Genomic DNA, 17,800 nt, shown 5'->3' with positions numbered 1-17,800 from the left:
GAAGTGGAGTCCCCATGAAGAAGTTCGTCAATGATCCGCAGCAGTTCGTCCCCGAGATGCTCGAGGGCCTGGCGCTCGCCAACCCGGACACCCTGAAGTACGTGCCCGAGTACAACCTGATCATGCGCGCCGACGGCCCCGACGAGAGCAAGGTGTCGATCGTGCAGGGTTCCGGCTCCGGGCACGAGCCCGCCCACGTGATGATCGTGGGCAAGGGCATGCTCGACGCCGCATGCCCCGGCGACGTGTTCGCGGCCCCGCCGTTCGACTACGTGTACGAGACGACCAAGCTCATGGCGTCCCCCAAGGGCGTGCTGCTGCTGGTGAACAACTACACGGGCGACAAGATGGTCTTCGAGATGGCGGAGGAGATGTCCTCCGCGGACGGTATCGAGGTGAAGACGCTGTTCATCAACGACGACGTCTCCGTGGAGGACTCCACCTACACGATCGGGCGCCGCGGGGTGGCGGGGAACTTCTTCGTCATCAAGGCCGTGGCCGCCGCGTCCGAGCGGGGTGCGGACCTCGGCGAGATCGTCCGGATCGGTGAGAAGGTGAACTCGGTGACCCGGACCATGGGCGTCGCGCTCACAGCGTGCACGCCGCCGGCGAAGGGCAGCCCGCTGTTCGAGCTCGGCGAGGACGAGATCGAGATCGGCGTGGGCATCCATGGCGAGCCGGGCCGCCGTCGGGGGAAGATGATGCCGGCCAACGAGATCGTCGAGGAGATGCTCGTCCCGATCGTGAAGGACCTGCCGTTCAAGGAGGGCGACCGCGTGGCGCTGATGATCAACGGCCTCGGCGGCACCCCGATCAGTGAGCTGTACCTGCTGTACGGGCAGGCGCACAAGCGCCTCGCGGAGCAGGGCATCAGTGTGGGCCGCAGCTATGTGGGGGAGTACTGCACGTCCCTGGACATGGCGGGTGCGTCCATCACGCTGGTCCGGCTCGACGACGAGATCGAGGGACTGCTCATGGACCCGGCGGAGATCCCGATCCGCGTGTTTTAGATCCACGGCGTACTAGCTTGACCGGAAACGACGGCGGGCCGCTCACCTTTCGGTGGGCGGCCCGCCGTCTTGTGCGCCAGCGGAAGCTCCCTCATCTTCAGACGGACAGTAGGACAGCTTCCGCACCGAGACAGGGCCGGAGGAATTCCTGCGGCCCTAGCTCAGGTCAGATACGGCTAGGAGATGCGGGTCAGCGTCCCGCATCGGCTCACCTGGAAACCTTTCGCCGAGGACGGGATCTCCACGTAGCTCTGTGCCGATCCGAAGTAGTTGTCAATGAGTTCGTCGAATTCGCCGCTGAATCCGCTCGTGGTTTCCCAGTAGCAGGAGTTGCCCGTACCCGAGATCCGATAGAGGCCGGGGCGGACATCGATACCTACCCGGTAGGTACCATCGGCGGTAATTTTGGTTGCGTTGGTTCCAGTTGCCGGAACTGTGGTCCATGTTCCGCACCCAGTGGTCTTGAACCCGCGGTCAACGGAGCGGATCTGGACATAGGTCCGGGCCGACCCGAAGTAGTTGCTGTTCAGTTCACTGAAACTTCCGGAGAATCCGCTCGTGGTTTCCCAATAGCACGAGTTGCCGGTGCCGGTGGCTTTGTATAGTCCCGGCTTGATCTCGGTCCCCACACGATACGTGCCGTCCCTGCCGATGACGGTGCGTGGAGGTGCGTAGATAGCTACAGCTCCGCTGGTTGCGGCCAGGTTGTGATAGCCGGTCTTGAGGGCTGTCACCCTGACGGTGATCGACTTGCCGCTGTCGGCGGTGATCAATTGGTAGGTACTGCGATTCGCTTGAGGGATCGGGGTCCCGTTGCGGTACCACTGGTAACCGTAGGCGGAGGGCGTGGGGGAGAAGACTCCGTTGCTGGCGGTGAGCTTGTATCCGGCCTTCTTCGTACCGCTGATCGTCGGATTGGCCTTCGTCACCATGGAGGCTTTGCCGATGGTGACTGCCTGAGTGGTGGCTTGGCGGGTCGTGTAGCCGGCCTTGCTGACCGTGACGCGGAGAGAAACCTTAGCGCCGATCTGTGAGGTCCCCAGGTAGAGGGAGTTCTTGACGGCACCCATGATGGGCTTGCCGTTGCTGTACCACTGGTAGGCGACGGTGGAGCCGGCGGTCCATTCTTGCGCCACCTTGAGGGTCTGCCCGTAGCGGGCCGAACCGGAAATAGACGGCAACCGGATTGCGGTGATGGTTCCCGCCGCAACCTTGCGTGGAGCTGACCAACGGTCGGCGGTGGTGTAACCGGATCTGGAGCCGCGCACCCGAACCTTCAGATCCTTGCCGTTATCGACCGATGACGCGGCGTAGGTGCGCAGGGTGGCACCAGAGATTGCACTGCTGCCGCGGTACCACTGATAGCTCAATGTCGCGTCGGCAGGGGACCAAGTGCCCGGATTGGCGGTCAGCTTAGACCCGACGGTGGCGGAACCAGTGATAGTCGGGGCCGGTGCTGACGAGAAGGTGCCGTTGGCGACGGTGACCGTTTTCGAGGTCCGAGAAAGCGTGTTCATTCCTTCACCCGTGACGGTAAGTCGGACGGAAAGCTTCTGCGCAGCGTCGGCGGGCGTAAGGGTATAGCCGGAAGAAGTGGCTCCTCTGATCTCGGTGACTCCGCGGTACCACTTATAGGCAACCGTGCCAGCTGGGCTCAGAGCCGGGGTGGCAACGGAGAGCTTTTGACCCACGATCGGCTTCCCCAAGACGGCCCCGTCCCAGGTGGTCGTGAAATTGCCGTTGTCGACGTCGCCCCAGTTCTTGACCGGTTCGCTCGCTATACCGTCGGCGTTGATGCCGCGCACGCTGATCACGAGGACACCGCCGCGCAATGACGCGGGAATGGTGAAAGTTGACTTGCTTCCGACCATCAGGGTTTCGGTCTTGAGCGAAAGATCATCGGCCCCTGACCAAGTGAACTCGAGCTTTTCGGCGTCCTGCCATTGTCCGCCGTCCGTGAAGACGGTGGCTCCGGCTTCGATTCGTACGCCAAGGTCTGCGTTGATCATCGGATGGCTAACGTTTACCGGCTCTGGCACTGCCACATCGGGTAGGTCCGTTGGCGGCGCAGGCTCGGTCGTCTCAACTGGGCCCGGAAGGGGGGTTGAAGTGGCTTGGTCCGTTGGTGGCGCAGGCTCGGTCGGGTCAACTGGGCCCGGAAGGGGAGGTGAAACGGGTTGCTCCGTTGGCGGCGCAGGTTCGACGGGGTTAGCTATGGCCGCCGGGCCGGTAAAGAGCCCTGCTAACAAGGCAGTGACGCCGCACAGAACAATGGCAGAGCGTATGCTGCGCGATTGGGCGCGCGGATGCTCTGGGAAAATGATAGTAAGCGACAAGTAAGCGCCTCTCCCCAACAATCGGCCGGCACATCCGGCCGCAGATAGTCTATGGTTCGCGGACGCCTGAGCCGTACGTCCTGGACATTTTCCATAAAGCTTCGCGATTTGCTGAGCAAATCTAGTCAAATGTCAGGCGTTTATATTGAGGTTCGGCTCCGTAGATGAACGCAGTTTTGGCCTCGGTGCCTAAGAGACAGCGGCTCATCACAATTGCCGCTTCTTTCTATCGGGGTCGTAGTACGCGGCGACGATGCGCTGATAGATTCCCCCGGGAGGCTTCGGCCTCGAGGTGGTCTTCGGCCGCGGAGATTGCCCGCAGACGCGCCCGCTCACTCCGAACCACCCCGCCCGGTGTCGCTGCTCGCTACAGTCGGTGAAGACCTATAGCCTGACGGCGGGTCTCCGAGCCTGAGGGCTGGAGCAAGCATCGATTTCATTTCTATGGGGGCATTCCTTGGATCTACCGGGCGGCGTGAGCCTTGACGCACTTCGCATCCTCACCTGGGTTGCACCCGTCGTCGTCGCGCTGGTGGCCGGCTTCCTGCTGCGACGCAGCCTTCATTGGATTGCGCTGGGTGCCGTCCTGCTCTTCGCCGCTCTCAACGCGGCCGCCGGGATCTACGTCCTGAACCACTTCAGTGATCCGCGGTGGTCCCCTGAGGGGATGGCGTCGCTGAGCGCTCCATCGCTCTCCGAGACGCCGCTGGTGGGGGATTACCTGGAACCTTTGGACACCGCGCTGGAAGGAGTAGTGGGCGGGGTGAACGACTTCCGTGCATTCCAGCAGGCCCTCCCCGTCACGCTGGACTTCCTCGCTACGTCCGGGTGGGCTTTGCTGGTGTCGGTCCCGGTGGCCATCGTCGCCGCATTTGTCAGCTTCAACAATGCTCGACGCCGGAAGGCTGAGTTCAGGAAGTACCTTGCCACTGTCGATTCGCTGAAGGACGAGCTCGAGCAGGTCAAGCGGCAGATCGCGGCCGGGTATCCCACCACGGCGCCGTCCGGGGCACATGCGGTCGCAGGTGTTGGGCCGCGGCTGACGCCTGAGAGCTGATCCAGGCGGTTGTGCCATCGTCCCCTGCAGGCGTTCTAGGTCTCCTCGCGACGGGTCACCGTGCCTGCCGTATCACCGCCGTCGATGACGAAGTCGGCTCCCGTGACGTACGACGACTCGTCGGACGCCAGGTACAGGACGAGGTTCGCGACTTCCCCCGGATGGCCTTCGCGGCCGAGTGCCACGTGGCTCATGTCCGCCTGGATGTCGGCCGTCATCGGGGTTGAGATGACTCCGGGATGGACTGAGTTGACCCTGATGCGATGGGGTCCCAGGTCCAGGGCAGCGCTCTTGGTGAGTCCCCGCACGCCGAACTTCGAGGCCGAGTATCCCGAGATCTGCTCATAGCCGCGCATACCGGCGATCGAGGAGATGTTGATGATCGACCCGCCTCTTGACTGTTTGAGTGCCGGTATTGCGGCCTTGATCCCGTTGAACGTGCCGGTCAGATTCACGGCGATGACAGCGTTCCACTGTTCGAGGGTGTAATCCTCGAGGGGGGCGAAGTTCACGATGCCGGCATTGTTCACCAGGATGTTCAGGCCCCCGAACGTCCCGACGGCGGCGTCCACCGCAGTCTGCCAGTCCTGCGGATCGGTCACATCGAGGTGCACGTAGAGAGCGCCGGAGCCCATACGTTCCGCAGTCTCCTGTCCGGCCTCGTCCAGGATGTCACCGATGACGACCTTCGCTCCTTCGCCATGCAGCCGCAATGCCACAGCAGCGCCGATGCCGCGTGCACCCCCGGTGACCAGCGCTACCTTGTCGATGACTCGTTCCATGTGATGCTCCTTCGGTGTTGTCGGTTCCGCCGGTGGAGTCCCAGGCTCCAGGGGCCACGAGCCTGCCCCTGCTTTCCGGGCGGCTCGGAAGCCCGTCGGTTCGGCCGCGAGCCCAGATCGAGCAGCCTCACCACCTCGTCGTCCTCGGTGGGCGAGAAGTCGTCGTAGTAGCAGCCCACCGCCTGAAAGTCCCGCGCTGAAACCAGGCACACGATCTCGTCCGATTCCGTGAACGAGGCCACCGTGCCGGCCGCCGCGACGGGCACCGCCAGGATCACCCATGCGGCGCCGAGCTGCCGGGCGACCCGGCACGCCACCCGTGCAGTGGAGCCGGTGGCGATGCCGTCGTCCACCACGACGACGGCGCGCCCGTGGACATCTGCCCGGGTCCTTCCCTGCCGGTACCGGGTCAGGCGCCTTTCCAGGAGCTGACGTTCCTCCCTCTCGACCCTTCGCAGGTCCTCCTGCGTGATACGGGCCCGCGAGAGGACGCGTGCTTCGAGAACCCGGGCGCCGCCCTCGCCGATGGCGCCCATGGCAACTTCCGGCCGGAACGGAACGCCCAGTTTCCGCACCACGATCACGTCCAGCGGCGCATCCAGGGCTTTCGCCACCTCGAAGGCCACCGGAACACCGCCCCGGGGCAGACCGAGCACCACCACGTCCTGACCCCGCAACCCGGCGAGCCGCTGCCCCAACTGCCGGCCGGCGTCGGTCCTGTCCAGGAAGATCTTGGACTGGTTCCTCGGCACGCTCCACTCCTCGGGGTGCTTGGCGGTGCTATCCAGCGACCTGGATGGAAAGCGGCGCCATCGCTCTGCGTGACGACGGCACCATCGCGCCTGCGTAGGAGTCGATCTTCAGCCCGGTCCAGGCCGCGCGGTCAGAGGCTTTCGTCCCCCGTCTCGCCGGTATGGCCATCCTCGCCAATGTGGTTCAGAGGGTGTCGGGAATGGCTTGTCCCGGAAAGAGGGTGGCGTACTGCTTCCGGTACAGCCTGCGCCCGAAGAGCCGGTACGCGATGCGGACCGGCAGGGGGATCTCCTTGAAGAGTTCCTCCCTGTCGCCGGGCGGATTCGTTGCGAGCACCATCCCGAGATAGCCGACCAGGAACTTCTTGTCGAACGTGTCGATACCGTGCTCCGCGACCTCGCCTATCTCCTTCTCGGTCAGCACCCTGTCCACAACGGGCATCACCTCCGTGACCTCTCGGCGCAGGTGCACCTGGAGGACTGTCGATAGATCTTCGTATCGGTCAGCAAGGTCCTTTCCTGTGTCTACGTCCGCCGTCTCCATCCAGCTCCGGCGAACAGGCTCGATGCTGTCGAGTCGCTGCGTGACCTGCCGATGCTGCTCCAGCATCTGCTCCACATGCAGCGCGCACACGGGTGCTCTGTCCGCCAGGCGCGGGTACATGAGGAGATCCTCGCCTTCGTGATGGACATGGAGGACGTTGTCGAAGTTGCCCAGCACTTCGCCCACATAGGAGGCGCGGGCGATGTCGCCCGGCCCGACGGACTGCACGAGGCCGGGCGCCTCGCCGTACGCCCACAGGAAGAAGCGGTGGATGCGCCGCATGCCCGCCGACCCGGTGCAGAGGATGGGCCCTGCGGGCACTGGCGGCGCGGCTTCGCCGGGTTTCATGGTGAAGAAGTCGGTCATGGGATGGCCCCCGATGCAGTAGGTCGAGACCAGAATCCACCCCCGGCAGGGAAATCATAGGTAGCGCCATCACTCCGCACAACGGCCGGAGGGCCCACCGACACCGAAGGTCCTGGGGAATCCCGATGATGGTGGTCATCCCTCCCTTGACTGCTACACCCCGCAGAGGATCATCGGAGTTCAAGCATCGGCCGAAAGGACGGAGGACGACATGGCAGTTGATGATGGCGGCAGGAGCGTACCGATCCGAATCGAGTTGGTGGCCGGCTCCTCCGCGGAGGACCCCGCCTCACGGATTCCTGGTGCGATCGCAGCCGCAGCACTGACGCCAGGCGCCGTAGCTACAAGCTTTGCGGCCGACGACGGCGAAAGGTCGGTCTACAACGACCCTGCCGTTCTGCGTGCCGGCGACTCAGGGCAGACCTATACAGGCACGTCCGGACCCACACCTGAGATCACTTTCTCGGGACCAGTGGATGCCGGCGGTGCAGCCGGAGACGGTGAATAGAGCGTTGCCTGAGGTCGCCTGAAAGCCGTCGAATCAGGCGCTGATGTTCTGCAGCCCGGTCGCCATGTAGGCGTCCCGTGCCGGGCCGCCCGTCAGGTGGTCGACGAGGCGTTGTGCTGCGGCCTGGCCCTGTGCGCCGGGGCCCAGGGCAATGGAGAAGTCGGTGTGCTGCTGACATTCTTCCGGCAGGGGAACCACGGTCTCGATGCCATCGACGAACAGCAGTTCGCTGACCTGCTGCAGGGCGAGATCGGCTCGCCCGTCCATCAGGGCGGTACCCGTGAATCCCGATTCGAGGGCAGTCGCCCGTGCGAGCACCTGCTCCGCGATGCCGAGTCGGACGAGGAGCTCCTGGAAGAAGATGCCGCTCTGCCCGGCGCGAGAGAACGCGACGGACCGGGCGCCGAGCAGCGCGTCGACGAGGTCGCTTTCGGTCGTTATCGAAGGAGGCTCTGCACCCGGGGCCACGCCGAGGCCGATCGCGGACCTCACGAGGGGCACCGCACGCACGCCGGCGAGAACGCCCGAGGCCTCGAGGTCCTGTAGCGCTTTCCGGGTCCCGATCAGCACATCCGGTGTGGCGCCGGCGTCGAGCTTCTCGAGGAGGAGGGTGGTCGGAAGATACTCGGTCCGGACCGAGAGACCGGAAGGCCGGAAGGCCGGAAGGACGACGCCGTCCAGGGCCTTGCGGACGACGAGGGAGCTCAGCAGGTGGAGGTCCGGGGGAGTCGACACGGGCACGTCCTTCCGTCGGGTCCTGCGAAGCAAGCCTCCTGACCCGGCGCGCCCGGCTTCGAACTCTATATTGTTGATGTACACCATATAGAGTTGTGGCAGGTTCGCGGTGATCTACGACAACGATGTCAGACGAGGTACACGAGAATGAAGAACTCCGTAGTAGTTGTAGGTGCTGGAATCGTCGGATTGGCCACCGCCTATGAGCTGGGGCTGCGCGGTTACCGGGTGACCGTCGTCGACAAGGAACCCCGGCTGGCAGACCACCAGACCGGGAACAACTCGGGCGTCATCCACTCCGGGCTGTACTACGCGCCGGGGAGCCTGAAGGCGACCCTTGGGACTGCAGGCGCGCAGTCGATGCGGCGGTTCGCGGAGGACCATGGAGTGGCAGTGGACATCTGCGGGAAGCTGGTGGTCGCTTCCCGGCAGGATCAGGTTCCGGCGCTCGAGGAGCTCCACCGCCGTGGCCTCGCGAACGGGGTGCCCTGCCGGATGATCTCCCCCGAAGAGGCCCGCGAGCATGAACCGCATGTTGCCTGCGTGGCAGCCCTCAGGGTCGATTCGACGGGAATCGTCGATTACCGGGGAATCTGCGACGTGCTCGGACGGCTGATCATCGAGGCCGGGGGTGAGATCCGGCTGGGAACGGAGGTCGTCGGAATCTCCGCCGACGACCGGTCCGTGACCGTCTCGACCTCCAGCGGGGAGATCTCCGCCGATGAGCTCATCAACTGCGCCGGCCTGCACAGTGACCGCATCGCGCGGCTGGCCGGCCTCACCCCGGAGGTGCGGATCATCCCGTTCCGCGGCGAGTACTTCGAACTCACTCCGGACCAGTCCCATCTGGTCCACGGCCTGATCTACCCGGTACCGGATCCGAGCCTCCCCTTCCTCGGCGTCCACCTGACGAAGATGATCGGCGGCGGGGTCCATGCAGGGCCCAATGCGGTCTTCGCCCTGGCGCGTGAAGGGTACACCTGGCTCACGATCAATCCGCGGGACGTCCTCGAGAGTGCTGCCTGGTCCGGGCTGTGGAAGCTCGGCGCGAAATACTGGAAGGTCGGGCTGTCCGAGGTCTCCCGCTCCCTGTCCCGGAAGAAGTTCCTGGCCAGCCTCCGGGAGCTCGTCCCGGACCTCGGCGACGACAGCCTCGTGCCGACCCACGCGGGAGTCCGCGCGCAGGCGATGCGCAGGAACGGCGACCTGGTCGACGACTTCTACTTCGACCGGGCGCCCCGCCAGATCCACGTGCTCAACGCGCCATCGCCGGCCGCGACCGCCGCACTGGAGATCGGCCGGCGCATCGCCGACGAGATGGAGGAGCGGAACCGGTGAGCCAGGAAGAGACGTGCCGCTTCGACGCCGCACAGGTGCACGAGCAGATCGTCGCCATTCTTCGCGCCTGGGGGATGCCGGATGAATCAGCTGCCGCTACGACGACGGTGTTGGTGGACACCGATCTCTCAGGCATCGACTCCCATGGCGTCTCGATGCTGATGCTGTACGAGAAGCTCCGGTCCGAGAACCGCGTCAGGCTCGACGCCGTCCCCCGCGTGGTGCGGGACGCTCCGGCCTTCGCCGTCGTCGACGCCGGTGCCGGCCTGGGACACCCGGCGGGTCTCCACGCGTTGGAGCTGGCCATTCGGAAAGCCACTGTCTGCGGGATCGGTGCGGTGGCGGTGGGTAACTCGCACCACCTGGGAGCGCTCGGCTACTACGTCCGGAGCGCCGCGCAGCGCGGCCTGGTCGCCCTCATGATGACGACGACGCGGACACCCGTGGTGGCAGCACTGGGAGGCACGACGCCGATCCTCGGGACCAATCCGATCGCCTTCGCCGCACCCCGCGCGGGCGGCGGGGAGCTCGTGGTCGACATGTCCACGAGCGTCGTGGCGATGAACAAGGTGAAGGCCTACGCCCTGAGTGGACGGGACCTGCCCGCCGGCTGGGTCAATGATGCACTGGGCAACCCTGTGACCGATGCTGCCCTCGCGTACTCGCTGCTGACCACGGGGGAGGGAACGCTCAGCCCGCTCGGGGGCTCCAGCTCCGAGACCGGCGGACACAAGGGCTTCGGTCTCAGTCTGATGGTCACTGTGCTCAGCGCGGCGTTCTCAGGGGCCGCGCTTCCGCTGGATGACGCGGACAGCGACAATCTCGGACACTTCGTCCTGGTGATCGATCCGGCGAGTGTTGCGGAGGGTGGGGAGACCGCGCGCTACGTCGACGACCTCCTGCGCCTCATGGTGCGGGACGAGCCCGATGTCATCCTTCCCGGCGACCCCGAAGCCGCAGCACGCGCGAGCCGCGGCCAGAACGGCATCCCGATCCCCGAGAGCCTCCTCGAGCATCTTCGCGCGATCTGCGGCAGGGCCGGAGTCGAGATGATCCTCACGCCGCTCGGCTGAGAAGCCGGCCCGGGAGCAGGGTTCCGTGCAGCTCCCGTCCTCAATCCTCCGAGGCGACCACCCGGCGGTCCTGCAGGGCGCGAACCTTCGCGTTCTCGATATGCGCCCGGATGGCGGAAGACGCACCCTCCGCATCGCGCCGGGTGAACGCGTCGAGGATCGCACGGTGCTCGGCCGCGGTGGTGGCCGGTGCCGTCGAGTTGGTTCTGGCATACAACCGGAAGCGCTGTGCCTGCCCACCGAAGGACCTCCAGGCGTCCTCGAGGAACGCATTGCCGGCCTGGTGGGCGATCGCCGCGTGGAACTGCTCGTCCGCCCGGAGGAAGCTCGTGACCGGAGGGCTGTCGGGGACGTGCGCGCCGGTCTCGAGGTGGCCGATGGTCTCGGCCAGGCGCTCGAGGAATTCCGGGGTCACCCGCAGGGCTGCCTCGTAGGCAAGGGCCGGCTCGAGGACCAGGCGGGCGTCCATGACCTTCCGGAGATCGTCCATGCTGAACAGCGGCGCCACCCGGTACCCCTTGTGGGCCTCGCGAAGCACCAGACCCGTGTGTTCGAGCCTGGCGAGTGCTTCCCGCAGCGGAGTCTGACTGACCCCGAACTCCCTGGCGAGGTACACGAGGTTGAGGACCTCGTCCGGCTCCCGCCGGCCGTCGAGGAGCTGCGCGAGCAGTGCGCTGTGGACCTGGTCGGCGAGGGGCTGCCGGGCGGTCGGACGCGGCGGTGTCCGGCTCACTCGACGGTGAAGGAGAGCTCGGCGACGCCGTCGATGCCGGCCGTCACCGTGCTTCCGCGGGTCAGTGCCCCCACACCCGCCGGAGTGCCGGTGAAGATGAGATCGCCGGGACGCAGGGTGACGGACCGGGAGAGGTGCGCGATGATCTCGGGCACCGTCCAGATCTGGTCGCCCAGGTCTCCCTCCTGCCTGACCGAGCCGTCCACGCTGAGCCAGATCCGGCCCTGCGCGGGATGCTTCACCTCGCTGACCGGTCGGAGCGGTGAACACGGCCCGGAGAAGTCGAATCCTTTCGCGAGATCCCACGGACGTCGAAGGTTCTTCGCCTCGGCCTGCAGATCGCGTCGGGTCAGGTCCACTCCGACGCCATAGCCCCATACGAGATCGAGGGTGTCCGCCGGGTCGAGATCCGTGCCGCCCTGACCGAGCGCGACGACGAGTTCGACCTCGTGGTGGAGGTCTGCCGTCTGTGGCGGGTAGGGGACTGCCGGTCGGGCATCGTCCGACGTCGCAGGCCGCTGCGGCGTGAAGACGGCATCGGCGGGCTTCAGGAAGAAGAACGGGGGCTCCCGGTTCGGATCGGCGCCCATCTCGCGCGCATGATCGCCGTAATTGCGTCCCACGCAGAACACGCGCCGCACGGGGAAGAGCGTGTCGCCACCGCTGACCGGGAGGCTCGGGAGCGTTGGAACCGGGACGACGTAGGTCATGGAATTCCTTGCAGGGTTGGTGGCCGGGGGAGCACGACAAGTGAATAACATGTTACTTATGGCAATGATGCTTTCGGCACCCCGGTCCCTCGTCTCCGAGCTCCAGGCCCGTGGTGTGAAGGATGCGCGGGATGATGCGACCTCACGGGCCGTGTACTCGAGCGATGCGTCGCTGTACCGGGTGCAGCCGGCCGCCGTCGTGTTTCCGCGGCACCTGGACGAGGTCCTCACCACCCTCGAGGTGTGCCGGGAACGCGGAGTCCCGTTCACCTCCCGGGGTGCCGGCACCTCGCTGGCCGGCAACGCGATCGGCCGCGGCGTCGTCGTCGACTTCAGCCGGCACCTGAACCGGGTCCTCGCGTTCGATGCGGAAGCGCGCACCGCCGTCGTCGAGCCCGGGGCGGTCCACGCGACGCTGCAGAAGGTGGCTCTGGCCCAGGGCCTGCGGTTCGGCCCCGATCCCTCCACGCACACGCGCTGCACGGTGGGCGGGATGATCGGCAACAACGCGTGCGGTTCACGCGCTCTTGCCTACGGGCGCACCGCGGACAACGTGACGCACCTCGACGTCGTCACCGGGTCCGGCACGCGGCTTCACCTGGGTCCGGACGGCACGCCGTCGTCGCCGGAGACCGACGCGCTGCGCTCCCTGGTGGGAGCGGAGCTGGGCACGATCCGCACCGAACTGGGCCGGTTCGGGCGCCAGGTATCCGGCTATTCGCTGGAACACCTGCTGCCGGAGCGCGGCTTCGACCTGCGACGGGCACTCGTCGGCAGCGAGGGGACCCTCGCCGTCGTCCTGGAGGCGGGCGTGCGCCTCGTGGCCGATGCGCCGCACAAGACCATGGTGGTGCTGGGTTTCCCCGACATCGGGGCCGCCGGCGACGCCGTTCCCGCGGTGCTGCCGTTCGCGCCCACGGCCTGCGAAGGACTGGATTCCCGGATCGTCCAGGTGGTGCGGACCCGCAAGGGCCCGCAGGCCGTTCCTGAACTGCCGGGCGGTGCGGCCTGGCTGTTCGTCGAGGTGTCCGGCGATGACCCCCTCGAGGTGGCCCACCGCGCCGGGCTCGTCGCCGGGATCGATGCCGCCCGGCACTCGAGGATCATCACGGATGCGCGGCAGGCCGCGGCCCTCTGGCGCATCCGCGAGGACGGGGGAGGGCTTGCCGGGCGGTCGCCCGCAGGCGCCCCTGCGCATGCCGGCTGGGAGGACTCCGCGGTGCCGCCCGAAAGCCTCGGGGACTATCTCCGCGAGTTCGACGAACTCCTCCTGACGCACTCCCTCACCGGGTTCCCCTTCGGGCACTTCGGGGACGGCTGCGTCCACATCCGGCTCGACTTCCCGTTCCAGCGCGACGACGGCGCGGCAGCGTTCCGCGCGTTCCTGACCGACGCGGCGGCACTGGTCGCCCGCTACGGAGGGTCCCTCTCGGGCGAACACGGGGACGGGCGGGCCCGCAGCGAACTCCTCCCGTACATGTACTCACCCGCGGCCATCGGCCTGTTCGGGAAAGTGAAGGGGATCCTCGACCCGGACAATCTCCTGAATCCCGGCATCCTCGTGGACCCCGAACCACTGGATGCGAACGTGCGCGTGGCCGAGGCAGGACCGCTGCGGACCGGTCTCGGGTTCGGCTACCACCAGGACGCGGGCGACTTCAGCCAGGCGGTGCACCGCTGCACGGGAGTGGGCCTGTGCCGTGCGGCGCACGCGGACAACAGCGCCGTGATGTGCCCGTCCTACATCGCCACCCGCGAGGAGAAGGACTCGACCCGCGGCCGCGCCAGGGCGCTCCAGGAGATGATCAACGGGGGCGCGACCAGGGGAAGCAAACCCGACTGGCGTGCGGCCGAGGTACATGACGCACTCGACCTGTGCCTCTCCTGCAAGGGCTGCTCCTCGGACTGCCCCACGGGGACCGACATGGCCGCGTACAAGGCCGAAGTGCTCCACCAGAGCTACAAGGGCAGGCTCCGTCCGGCGTCGCACTACTCGCTGGGCTGGTTGCCGCGCTGGGCCGGACTCGCGGCGCGGGCGCCGCGGGTGCTGAACTTCCTCACGCGACTGCCCGGCATCCGCCAGGTCGGCCTGCGGATGGCGGGAGTGGACGAACGCCGGAACATCCCGGCGTTCGCCCCCCAGACCTTCCACGCCTGGTTCAGGAGCCGCCGGTCGTCCGAGGCACCCACAGCCCAGCCCGTCCTGCTGTGGGCGGATTCGTTCACCGACAACTTCTCCCCTGAAGTAGGACAGGCCGCGGTGCGTGTCCTCGAAGCAGCGGGGTACGAGGTGCGCCTTCCCGAGAAGCCGCTGTGCTGCGGGCTGACCTGGATCTCCACGGGGCAGCTCGATTCCGCACGGAAGACGCTGCGCTCGACCGTGGAGGTGCTGAACCGGTCCGTCGCCGAGGGCATCCCGATCGTCGGCCTCGAACCGTCCTGCACGGGCGTGCTGAGGTCGGATGCCGTGGAACTGCTGGGGACCGAGGCCGCCGGTGCCGTGGCGCGGTCCACACACACCCTCGCCGAATTCCTCGGCACTGTGCCCGGCTACCAGCCACCCCGTCTGGACGGGACCGTGGTGGTGGCGCAACCGCACTGCCACCACCACGCCGTCATGGGCTGGAGTCCCGACGCGGCCCTGCTGGAGCAGGCCGGTGCGACCGTCCAGAAGCTGGGCGGATGCTGCGGGCTCGCCGGCAACTTCGGCGTGGAACGGGGGCACTACGAGATCTCCGTCCAGATCGCCGAACAGCAGCTCCTCCCGGCGATCCGATCGACCACGGAGGACGCCGTGGTGCTCGCGGACGGGTACTCATGCCGCACCCAGATCGAGGATCTGAGCGACCGCCGCGGCATCCACCTGGCGCAGCTGCTCGATCGGGCGGCGCACCGGCCCGGTGGGGTGCCCTAGGCGAGCCCTCTCAGCCCGGCTCCTGGATCAGGCTCCGCGGAGCGTCCCGATCCGGGAGTTCCGTGCTCTGCAGGAACCGGAAGTCGCACCCTTCGTCGGCCTGGGTCACCTCCGACACATACAGTTTCCGGTACCCGCGCGCGGCGGCCGGGGGAGAGGGTGGGCCCAGCTCGTCCTCGCGCCGCATCAGCTCCTCGGGGGAGACGTCGAGGTGAATCGCGCGACGGCTGACACTCAAGGTGATGGTGTCGCCGGTCCGCACGAGCCGCAGCGGCCCGCCGACCGCGGACTCGGGTGTGACATGCAGGACGACGGCGCCCGCAGCGGTGCCCGACATCCGGCCGTCCGAGATGCGCACCATGTCCTTCACCCCCTGCGCGGCGAGCTTCCGGGGAATGGGAAGGTAGCCGGCCTCGGGCATGCCGGGTGCTCCGACAGGGCCGATGTTCCGCAGGACGAGGACGTCCTCGGCAGTGACGTCGAGGGCGTCGTCGTCGATCCGCGCCGCGAGGTCTGCCGCGTCCTCGAAGACCACTGCACGGCCCGTGTGCTCCAGCAGATGGGCGGACACCGCTGCCTGCTTGATGATGGCGCCCCCCGGAGCGAGGTTGCCGCGCAGGACGGCGAGACTGCCCTCCGGATACACCGGGTCGGTGAGCGGCCGCACGATGTCGGAGGGGAAGCCGGGCCCCGCGGCGTCCAGGTCCTCGCCCAGGGTACGGCCCGTGACCGTCGGCGCGTCGCGGTGGATGAGGTCCCCGAGCTCCCGCAGGACAGCGGGCACCCCGCCGGCTCGATGGAAGTCCTCCATGTAGTAGGCGCCCGTCGGTTTCAGGTCCACCAGAACGGGTGTCTCGGCGCTCATCCGGTCGAGGTCCTCGAGGTCGAGACGGATCCCGAGCCGGCCGGCGACGGCGGTCAGGTGGATGATCGCGTTGGTCGAGCCGCCGATGGCCAGCAGGACCCGGAGCCCGTTCTCGAAGGCCTGCCGCGTGAGGACGGTGCTCATCTCCGTGCCCCGTTCGGCGAGTGCCACCGCCTGCGTCCCGGTCCGTTCGGCGATCCGCACGCGGTCGGCCGTCACGGCCGGGGGGCTCGCGCTGCCGGGGAGGGCGATGCCTATCGCCTCCGTGAGGCATGCCATGGTGCTGGCGGTGCCCATGACGGAGCACGTGCCGACGCTTCCCACGAGCCGCGAGTTGACGTCGTCGATCTCCTGCCGGTCGATCTCGCCACTGCGGAACTTCCCCCAGAACGCCCGGCAGTCCGTGCACGCACCCACGCGCTGCCCGCGGTGACCGCCCGTCAGCATCGACCCCGTGACCAGCGTGATCGCCGGGACGCCCGCCGACGCCGCGCCCATCAGCTGCGCCGGGACCGTCTTGTCGCAGCCGCCGATGAGCACGACGGCGTCCATGGGCTGCGCGCGGATCATCTCCTCGGTGTCCATCGACATGAGGTTGCGCAGGAACATGCTGGTGGGCTGCGAGAAGCTCTCGTGGAGCGAGATGGTCGGGAAGTCGATGGGCAGCCCGCCGGCCATCAACACGCCCCGCTTGACGGCGTCGAGCAGCGCGGGCATGTTGCCGTGGCACGGATTGAAGCCGCTGCCCGTATTGACGATGCCGATGACCGGCTTGTCCAGGGCGTCGTCCGAGTACCCGGCACCCTTGATGAAGGCCTTGCGGAGGAAGAGGGAGAACCCCTCGTCGCCGTAGCTGGTGAGGCCGCGCCGGATCCCGGAGGCCCGGCCGGTGGGAGCAGCAGATTCCGTCATGCGACTACCGGAACGCGGGGATGCCGGTGATGTGACTGCCGAGGATCAGCGTGTGCACCTCGTCGGTCCCTTCATAGGTGCGCACACTTTCCAGGTTGTTCGCGTGGCGCAGCGGGGAGTAGTCGAGCGTGACACCGTTCCCCCCGAGCATCGCGCGCGCTTCCCGGCAGATCTCGATGGCCTCGCGGCAGTTGTTGAGCTTTCCCACGGAGATCTGGTGGGGTTGCAGGGTTCCGGCATCCTTGAGGCGTCCCGTCTGCAGGGCCAGCAGCATCCCCTTGTTGATCTCGAGGGCCATGTTGACGAGCTTGAGCTGGGTGAGCTGGTAGCCGGCCAGCGGTCGGCCGAACTGCAGCCGCTCCAGCGAGTAGTCGAGTGCGGCGTAGTAGCTGTCGCGTGCGGCTCCCATGGCGCCCCAGATGATGCCGTAACGGGCCTCGTTGAGGCACTCGAAGGGGCCGCGGAGTCCCTTCGCCTTCGGGAGCAGCGCGGTGCCGGGCAGCCGGATGTCGGTGAGTTCGACGTCGCACTGGATGGACGCCCGCATGGAGAGCTTCTGGACGATCGGGGTGGCCTTGAACCCCGGGCTGTCGGTCGGTACGACGAAGCCGCGCACGCCGTCGTCGGTCATCGCCCAGATGATGGCCACCTGGGCCACCGAGGCGAGGCCGATCCAGCGCTTGCTGCCGTTGAGGATCCAGTCGTCGCCGTCCCGCTTCGCGAAGGTGAGCATGCTGGCGGGATCGGACCCTCCGGTGGGTTCGGTGAGGCCGAAGCAGCCGATCGCCGAGCCGGCGGCCATCTTCGGCAGCCATTCGTTCTTCTGCTCCTCCGACCCGTGCTTCGCGATGGCGCTCATCGCCAGGGAGCCCTGGACGCTGACGAAGGTGCGCAGCCCGGAGTCGCCGGCCTCGAGTTCCATGGCCGCGAGCCCGTATTCGACGGAGCTCCGGCCGGGGCAGCCGTAGCCCTTGATGTGCATGCCGAGCAGCCCGAGTTCTGCCATGCGCGGCACGATCTCGAGGGGGAACTCCCCGCGGTCGTACCAGTCGGCGATGTTCGGCTTGATCGCGGTGTCCACGAATCCGCGGACGCGGTCGCGCAGGGCGCGTTCGTCCTCGGTCAGGAGTGCGTCGATGTCGAGAAGGTCTGAACGGTCGGTCAT

The 17,800-nt window shown here is 67.1% G+C and carries 14 protein-coding genes; 5 read left to right on the top strand and 9 right to left on the bottom strand.

Translation table 11 applies throughout. The features are described 5' to 3' along the window. Nucleotides 1-14 precede the first annotated feature (14 nt). The gene (dhaK, locus tag AC4D2F_RS13130) at nucleotides 15-1,010 is read left to right on the top strand and encodes a dihydroxyacetone kinase subunit DhaK (RefSeq protein WP_490910933.1); all 996 of its coding nucleotides are present in this window, start codon (nucleotides 15-17) and stop codon (nucleotides 1,008-1,010) included. Between the two features lie 176 nt (nucleotides 1,011-1,186). Here dhaK and AC4D2F_RS13125 read toward each other — a convergent pair whose 3' ends face one another. Beyond that, nucleotides 1,187-3,019, bottom strand: a complete 1,833-nt coding sequence (locus tag AC4D2F_RS13125) for an Rv1352/Rv1906c domain-containing protein (RefSeq protein ID WP_490910932.1) — start codon at nucleotides 3,017-3,019, stop codon at nucleotides 1,187-1,189. 784 nt (nucleotides 3,020-3,803) lie between these two features. Between AC4D2F_RS13125 and AC4D2F_RS13120 the strand changes: the two genes are divergently transcribed. Further along, nucleotides 3,804-4,403, top strand: coding sequence for a hypothetical protein (locus tag AC4D2F_RS13120; RefSeq protein WP_490910931.1), 600 nt, complete (start codon nucleotides 3,804-3,806; stop codon nucleotides 4,401-4,403). Nucleotides 4,404-4,438: 35 nt separating this feature from the next. On the opposite strand, the gene AC4D2F_RS13115 is transcribed toward AC4D2F_RS13120, so the two are convergent. The 4 genes from AC4D2F_RS13115 to AC4D2F_RS13100 all read right to left on the bottom strand — a co-directional run bounded on the left by AC4D2F_RS13115 (nucleotide 4,439) and on the right by AC4D2F_RS13100 (nucleotide 8,090). Then, nucleotides 4,439-5,185: a glucose 1-dehydrogenase gene (locus AC4D2F_RS13115; RefSeq protein ID WP_490910930.1), complete on the bottom strand. Its 747-nt coding sequence runs from the start codon at nucleotides 5,183-5,185 to the stop codon at nucleotides 4,439-4,441. Further along, nucleotides 5,161-5,937: a phosphoribosyltransferase gene (locus AC4D2F_RS13110; protein ID WP_490910929.1), complete on the bottom strand. Its 777-nt coding sequence runs from the start codon at nucleotides 5,935-5,937 to the stop codon at nucleotides 5,161-5,163. Before AC4D2F_RS13110 ends, AC4D2F_RS13115 begins: the two co-directional genes overlap by 25 nt. 184 nt (nucleotides 5,938-6,121) lie before the next feature. Continuing rightward, nucleotides 6,122-6,847 (bottom strand): hemerythrin domain-containing protein, encoded by a 726-nt coding sequence (locus AC4D2F_RS13105; protein ID WP_490910928.1) that lies wholly within the window; start codon nucleotides 6,845-6,847, stop codon nucleotides 6,122-6,124. Nucleotides 6,848-7,388: 541 nt separating this feature from the next. Further along, nucleotides 7,389-8,090, bottom strand: coding sequence for a substrate-binding domain-containing protein (locus tag AC4D2F_RS13100; RefSeq protein WP_490910927.1), 702 nt, complete (start codon nucleotides 8,088-8,090; stop codon nucleotides 7,389-7,391). A gap of 147 nt (nucleotides 8,091-8,237) precedes the next feature. Here AC4D2F_RS13100 and lhgO point away from each other — a divergent pair, with 147 nt between their 5' ends. Both lhgO and AC4D2F_RS13090 read left to right on the top strand, forming a co-directional pair. Next, the gene (lhgO, locus tag AC4D2F_RS13095; protein ID WP_490910926.1) at nucleotides 8,238-9,428 is read left to right on the top strand and encodes an L-2-hydroxyglutarate oxidase; all 1,191 of its coding nucleotides are present in this window, start codon (nucleotides 8,238-8,240) and stop codon (nucleotides 9,426-9,428) included. Next, the gene (locus AC4D2F_RS13090; protein WP_490910925.1) at nucleotides 9,425-10,501 is read left to right on the top strand and encodes an Ldh family oxidoreductase; all 1,077 of its coding nucleotides are present in this window, start codon (nucleotides 9,425-9,427) and stop codon (nucleotides 10,499-10,501) included. Before lhgO ends, AC4D2F_RS13090 begins: the two co-directional genes overlap by 4 nt. Before the next feature lie 40 nt (nucleotides 10,502-10,541). On the opposite strand, the gene AC4D2F_RS13085 is transcribed toward AC4D2F_RS13090, so the two are convergent. Both AC4D2F_RS13085 and AC4D2F_RS13080 read right to left on the bottom strand, forming a co-directional pair. Continuing rightward, nucleotides 10,542-11,234, bottom strand: coding sequence for a GntR family transcriptional regulator (locus AC4D2F_RS13085; protein WP_490910924.1), 693 nt, complete (start codon nucleotides 11,232-11,234; stop codon nucleotides 10,542-10,544). Then, nucleotides 11,231-11,944: a fumarylacetoacetate hydrolase family protein gene (locus AC4D2F_RS13080; protein ID WP_490910923.1), complete on the bottom strand. Its 714-nt coding sequence runs from the start codon at nucleotides 11,942-11,944 to the stop codon at nucleotides 11,231-11,233. Before AC4D2F_RS13080 ends, AC4D2F_RS13085 begins: the two co-directional genes overlap by 4 nt. Nucleotides 11,945-12,002: 58 nt before the next feature. Here AC4D2F_RS13080 and AC4D2F_RS13075 point away from each other — a divergent pair, with 58 nt between their 5' ends. Beyond that, the gene (locus AC4D2F_RS13075; RefSeq protein ID WP_490910922.1) at nucleotides 12,003-14,858 is read left to right on the top strand and encodes an FAD-binding and (Fe-S)-binding domain-containing protein; all 2,856 of its coding nucleotides are present in this window, start codon (nucleotides 12,003-12,005) and stop codon (nucleotides 14,856-14,858) included. A gap of 10 nt (nucleotides 14,859-14,868) precedes the next feature. On the opposite strand, the gene AC4D2F_RS13070 is transcribed toward AC4D2F_RS13075, so the two are convergent. Together AC4D2F_RS13070 and AC4D2F_RS13065 are read right to left on the bottom strand one after the other, a co-directional pair. Next, the gene (locus tag AC4D2F_RS13070) at nucleotides 14,869-16,635 is read right to left on the bottom strand and encodes an IlvD/Edd family dehydratase (RefSeq protein ID WP_490910921.1); all 1,767 of its coding nucleotides are present in this window, start codon (nucleotides 16,633-16,635) and stop codon (nucleotides 14,869-14,871) included. Nucleotides 16,636-16,639: 4 nt separating this feature from the next. Continuing rightward, nucleotides 16,640-17,800, bottom strand: a complete 1,161-nt coding sequence (locus AC4D2F_RS13065; RefSeq protein WP_490910920.1) for an acyl-CoA dehydrogenase family protein — start codon at nucleotides 17,798-17,800, stop codon at nucleotides 16,640-16,642.

The sequence above is a fragment of the Arthrobacter sp. TJ-263 genome (genome assembly GCF_058269155.1).
The sequence above is the reverse complement of the archived record's forward strand: the minus strand, read 5'-3'. Positions and strand labels throughout refer to the sequence as shown.